A 5489-nucleotide genomic window follows, 5' to 3' on the forward strand; every position below is an offset into this window, starting at 1 on the left:
GCCGGTACGCAATCTCACCCACGAAAACGGCGAACTTTCTCCATCGGTTCCCTGGGGTTAGAACTCGCGACCAGCGCAGGGTGCAGAGTCTCAGTAAGCGAACGCCTCGAACACCTTGCTGGCGTCGCCGGCCCAGGGGCCGTTGTACAGCTCCAGCAGCCGCTCGGCCGGGGTCACGCCGCTGTCGGCGATATCCTCCAGTTCGGTGAGGTAGCCGGTCTCGTCGATCATGCCGCCGTTCAGGCGGTTGCGGTTCTTCAGCCCTTGGCGCGCGATCGCCACCATGTCCTTGGCGACGTCCTGCACGCTGCGGCCGCCCACCTGCGCCTTCAGCCCGATACGGGCCACGTCGGCGCGCAGGCGCTCGTGATCGTCCACCGACCAGTCCTTGCAGAGGTCCCAGGCCGCGGCCAGCGCCGCCTGGTCGTAGAAGATTCCAGTCCACAGGGCCGGCAGCGCGCAGAGTCTGCTCCAGGGCCCGGCGTCGGCGCCGCGCATCTCCAGGTACTGCTTCAGGCGCACTTCCGGGAACAGGGTGGTGGTGTGATCGGCCCAGTCCTTGATGCTGGGGCGCTGGCCCGGCAGCTCGGCCAGCTCGCCGTCCATGAACTTGACGAAGGACTTGCCGGCCAGATCGACGTACTTGCCGTCGCGCTTGGCGAAGTACATCGGCACGTTCACGGCGTAGCGGGCATAGGTCTCGTAGGTGAACCCGTCCTGGAAGACGAAGCCCAGCATGCCGGTGCGGTCGGGATCGGTGTCGGTCCAGATCCGCGCACGGGACGAAAGCCACCCCGACGGCTTGCCCTCCACGAAGGGGGAATTGGCGAACAGGGCGGTGACGATCGGCTGCAGGGCCAGGCTGGTGCGGAACTTCGCCACCATGTCGGCCTCGGAGCCGAAGTCGAGATTGGCCTGCACGGTGCAGGTGCGGAACATCATGTCCAGGCCCAGGCCGCCGACCTTTGGCATGTATTCCCGCATGATCTTGTAGCGGCCCTTGGGCATGACCGGGACCTCGTCACGCTTCCAGATGGGCGTGTGGCCAAGACCCAGGAACCCCAGGCCCAGTTCGTCGGCCACGACCTTGACCTCCTGCAGGTGGGTCCCGGTCTCCTCGCAGATGTCGTGCATGGTCTCCAGGGGCGCGCCGGAGAGCTCGAACTGGCCGCCGGGCTCCAGGCTCACATTGGCCTTGCCGCGCTCCAGGGCGATGATGTGCTCGCCCTCATAGACGCCCTTCCAGCCGAATCGGGTCAGGCCGTCCAGCAGGGCCTTGATGCCCTTGGGACCGTCATAGGCCACGGGGTCATGAGACCCCAGGCGGAAGACGAACTTCTCGTGCTCGGCGCCCACCCGCCATCGGTCGGCGGGCTTCTCGCCCTCTTCGAACCAGTGGACCAGATCCTCGAACGTGAGGGGTCGGTCGTCGCCCAGGACGTCGGCCATATGTATCTCCCCAACCCACACAAACACGCGCAACGGGCGTCGATCCCAAGCGGCGGCGATCTTTACGCCGTTCACTCAGGTGGGCGCAATTCTCCAAAGCTCAAGATGTTCGCCAGTCCCCAAGCGAAGCTTGCCAGAGGGTCATGGCGCTAATGGCGGCGGTGTCGGCCCGCAGGATCCGGGGGCCCAGCGTCGCCGGGACCGCGAAATCCAAGCCCCGCAAGCGTTCGCGCTCGGTCGCCGAGAACCCGCCCTCCGGACCGATGAGGATCGCCCAGGGTTCGGAAGCCACACCCGACAGCACCTCGATGACCGGCCTGGCGTCGCCCGCCTCGTCGCAGAACAGCAGGCGCCGTCCGCTCCAGCCCTTCAGCAGCCTGTCCAGCTTCACGGGTTCAAGGATTTCCGGCACTTCCAGGCGGCCCGTCTGCTCGGCGGCCTCGACGGCGATGGCCTGCAGGCGGTCCACCCGGACCCGGTCGGCGTTGGTGCGCTCGGTCAGCACGGGCTGCACCCGGCGCGCGCCCAGTTCGGCCGCCTTCTCGACGATGGTCTCCAGCCGCCCGCGCTTGACCACCGCGATCACCAGGTCCAGGTCCGGCCCCATCGCCTGGGCCCGTTCCAGCCGGTCGGCCCGCAGAATCACCCGGCGCTTGCCGGTCTCGATGATGGTCGCCCGCCACTCCCCGTCGCGGCCGTTGAACACCAGCAGCTCGTCGCCGACTCCCTGGCGCATCACGGCGACCAGGTAGCGGCTCTGGCCGTCGTCGAGCGGCAGGGCCAGGGTGGCGGCGAGATCGTGGGGCACGAAGAGGCGGATCATGGGAGGGTTCTAGTGCCGCCGGGCTTGTGAGGAAACGCCGGCGCTTCACGGAAGCTCATCGACACTCTCTTGCATTCCGGACTGATCAGTCCAGAATGCGGCCATGGCCCGCCCCCTCGAATTCGACCGCGACGCCGCCCTGGACCGGGCGATGCGGGTGTTCTGGCGTCAGGGCTACCAGGCCGCCTCCCTCCCCGACCTGCTCACCGAGATGGCGATCAGCCGCAGCAGCCTCTACGCCGCCTTCGGCGACAAGCGCGGCCTGATGCTGGAATGCCTGGATCTCTTCGCCCATCGCACCCTGCAGATCCTGTCGCGCGCGCGCACCGGCCAGCCGCCCCTGGAGGCCCTGCGCCACTTCTTCGACCGCAGTGTCGTCGACCCGCCCGGCGGCAAGGCCGAATGGGGCTGCCTGCTGGTGAACACCGTGCTGGAAATGGCCGATGTCGATAACGGGCTGAGCGCCCACGCCGCCGCGCGGTTGGCGCAGGTCCAGGCAGGCTTCGAGGACTGCCTGCGAGACGCCGGCTGCCCCCCGGCCCAGGCCGACGAACTGGCCGCCTTCCTGATGCTGGTCAACCAGGGCCTGAGGGTCTCCAGCCGTCGCGCCCAGCCCCTCCAGGCGCGGCGCGACCAGATCGCCACCACCTTCCGCGTCCTCAGCGCCGCCATCCCCACCGAGGTCCTCTCGACATGAAACCGGCTGTCCAGATCGAAGTCCTGCGTGAACTGATGACCCAGCTGGACGAGGGCGTGAACGCCGACGCCGGCGGGGTGATGTCCTGCCCGGCCAGCACCTACACCTGCCCCGACCTTGCCCGACGGGAGTGGGAGACCTTCTTCCGGGGTCACCCCCAGATCGTCGGCATGACCGCCGACCTGCCCGAACCCGGCAGCTTCATCACCTGCAACGACCTCGGCATCCCGATCCTGGTGACCCGGGACAAGGCGGGCGAGGTTCGCGCCTTCCTCAACTCCTGCCGCCATCGCGGGCCGATGGTGGAACACGCGCGCCGGGGGCAGAAGTCGCGGTTCTCCTGTCCCTTCCACGCCTGGACCTATGACGCCTCCGGCGCCCTGATCGGCGTGCCGCAGGAGGAGCAGTTCGGCGCCATCGACAAGGCCTGCCTGGGCCTGATCGAACTGCCGGCCGCCGAGCGGTTCGGCTTCCTGCTGGTCCACCCCGATCCGAAAGGTCAGATCGACACCGAAGCCCTGTTCCAGGGCGTCGCCGAGGATCTCCAGCACTGGAACTGGGGCCGCTACGTCCTGGCCCACGAACAGACCCTGGACATGAAGCTGAACTGGAAACTGGCCACCGACACCTTCGGCGAGACCTATCACTTCAAGCGCCTGCACAAGGACACCCTGGCCAACAACTTCCACGGCGACGTGCTGTCCTACCGGTCCTATCAGCGCAACCATCGCATGGTGCTGTGCCTGAAGGGGATCGACGAGCTGCGCGGCCAGGCCGAGGCCGACTGGACCATCGAGCAAGGCGGCTTCCCGGTCTATTTCCTGTTCCCCAACGTGGTGGTCAATGTCGGGAACAAGCGCATCGCGGTGGTGCGGGTCTATCCCGACCCCGAAAATCCCGGCCGCTCGATCTCGCAGATCAGCTACTATTTCGACCGCGAGGTCCTGGCTCAGAACCCCGGCATGGCGATGCTGTTCTCCGAGGGCTTCACCTCCGTGGTGGCCGCCGAGGACTACGCCACCGCCGAGACCACCCAGCGCGCCCTGGCCGCCGGCCTGCAGGACCAGCTGCTGTTTGGCCGCAACGAGCCGCCGCTGCACCACTACCACAACACCTTCCGCCGGGCGCTCGGCATGGAGCCCCTGCCGGTGGTCTAGACCCGGACGCCGACAGTGGGGGCCTCAAGACTTAACCGACCGAACCTGACGCCCCAGACAAGTCGTGTGTGTCCCACTTTCGTTGGGCTCCGGGTCGGTCCAGGTGAGGGGGACTTTGATCTGGGGGAAGGCGTCGTCGTTCAGGCCGCGCTTCACCCGCTGCTGGTACTCGTTGCACATGGGCGGGGGCTCCCAGTGGGACAGCAGCAGGAACATGCCCGATAGCAGACCCTCCCGACTTCCGAGAAGGGTGGTGAGTGGACCAGCGAGGTGGGGAATTAGGACAGCGGATGCCACAGCCTGGAAGGCGCGCAGCGTCAGCACATATGCCGCAGGCATCGCCTCTAGAAAGGCTCGCCAATGGTCAAGCTTCGGCGCATGAATGGCTGATCACGGACAGCGGCCATGGGCGCCCGTGACTGAGAGACGCCTTGCGCTCCCGCCTCGCGGGGGATGCTATGCAGGATTTTCAATTCTACATCACCGACAGCCGGTATGCCGGACAGAGGGTGGAGTTACATTGTGTCGATGACGCTTGGCGCGCACGGGAGATCGCCGCCGCGCTGGTGGCGGAAGCGCCGAGCTACCTAAGCGTCAACATTTTCACGGGTGGCTTTCAGATACCCACAATCGCCTGACGCGGCGCTCTACGCCCGCACCCTGCCCTTGTACGTACGCGTCCGGTGATGGCCCGTCCTTCGGACCGTGACCGCTGCCGGAGGATTATGCCGCTGGTTGGTCGGCGTTGATGGGCCGCCGGTTTCACGGCAGGAGCTCGTCGATCCGCCTGGCGGGATGATCGCCGATATGGCCGATGATGTCGGCGAGGTAGGCCTTGGGGTTGATGTCGTTGAGCCGGCAGATCTGGATGATGGTGTAAAAGACTGCGGCGCGACCACCGATAGGGTGAACTGTCCCCTTATTTCACGCTCCCACGGCAGAGCTTGTCGATAACCACATTTTAGCTTGAATGCTGCTCACCGCTGGTCGAGCGCTGCTGAACAAACATCGAGCTATTATTCAACAACAGGCGCATGGCTTTCCGCTAGCGCGCTCCGGCAAGCGTTTTCGCTGCCAAAGCCCCGCTTGGGACGAAGTGATGAACACAGCTACACCTGTCTCTGTCGTCTTGGTTGTAGAAGATGAGTTGATGCTGCGAATGCGCGCGGTGGACATCGTGGAAGATGCGGGGTTCGTACCGATAGAGGCGGTGAATGCCGACCAGGCTATTCAAATTCTAGAGTCGCGAAATGATATAGCCGTCTTGTTCACGGACATACAAATGCCGGGAAGCATGGACGGGCTTAGACTTGCTCACCATGTACATTCCCGCTGGCCGCACATCAAGATCATCCTGGTTTCC

Annotated in this window: 6 protein-coding genes and 1 pseudogene; 3 read left to right on the forward strand and 4 right to left on the reverse strand. The window is 65.7% G+C overall.

What is annotated here, in order from left to right:
- Window positions 1–90 precede the first annotated feature (90 nt).
- Window positions 91–1449 (reverse strand): glutamate--cysteine ligase, encoded by a 1359-nt coding sequence (locus RMO97_RS06610; RefSeq protein ID WP_310539757.1) that lies wholly within the window; start codon window positions 1447–1449, stop codon window positions 91–93.
- Window positions 1450–1549: 100 nt separating this feature from the next.
- Complete coding sequence (locus RMO97_RS06615) at window positions 1550–2272, reverse strand: 16S rRNA (uracil(1498)-N(3))-methyltransferase (RefSeq protein WP_310539759.1); 723 nt, start codon at window positions 2270–2272, stop codon at window positions 1550–1552.
- A 103-nt stretch (window positions 2273–2375) separates the two neighbouring features.
- On the opposite strand from RMO97_RS06615, the gene RMO97_RS06620 reads away from it, so the two are divergent.
- Complete coding sequence (locus RMO97_RS06620; RefSeq protein WP_310539760.1) at window positions 2376–2969, forward strand: TetR/AcrR family transcriptional regulator; 594 nt, start codon at window positions 2376–2378, stop codon at window positions 2967–2969.
- Entirely contained in the window at window positions 2966–4126 is a 1161-nt protein-coding gene (locus tag RMO97_RS06625; protein WP_310539762.1) for an SRPBCC family protein, read from the forward strand. Before RMO97_RS06620 ends, RMO97_RS06625 begins: the two co-directional genes overlap by 4 nt.
- Window positions 4127–4150: 24 nt before the next feature.
- On the opposite strand, the gene RMO97_RS06630 is transcribed toward RMO97_RS06625, so the two are convergent.
- Window positions 4151–4342, reverse strand: a complete 192-nt coding sequence (locus RMO97_RS06630) for a hypothetical protein (protein ID WP_310539764.1) — start codon at window positions 4340–4342, stop codon at window positions 4151–4153.
- Between the two features lie 546 nt (window positions 4343–4888).
- Window positions 4889–5020, reverse strand: a pseudogene (locus RMO97_RS06635) (transposase domain-containing protein); the annotation flags it as partial.
- 76 nt (window positions 5021–5096) lie between these two features.
- Here RMO97_RS06635 and RMO97_RS06640 point away from each other — a divergent pair.
- Window positions 5097–5489 (forward strand): response regulator (locus RMO97_RS06640; RefSeq protein ID WP_310539766.1); only part of this gene is annotated, 393 nt, incomplete at its 3' end.

It is taken from the genome of Phenylobacterium sp. (genome assembly GCF_031425575.1).
Classification (GTDB): domain Bacteria; phylum Pseudomonadota; class Alphaproteobacteria; order Caulobacterales; family Caulobacteraceae; genus Phenylobacterium.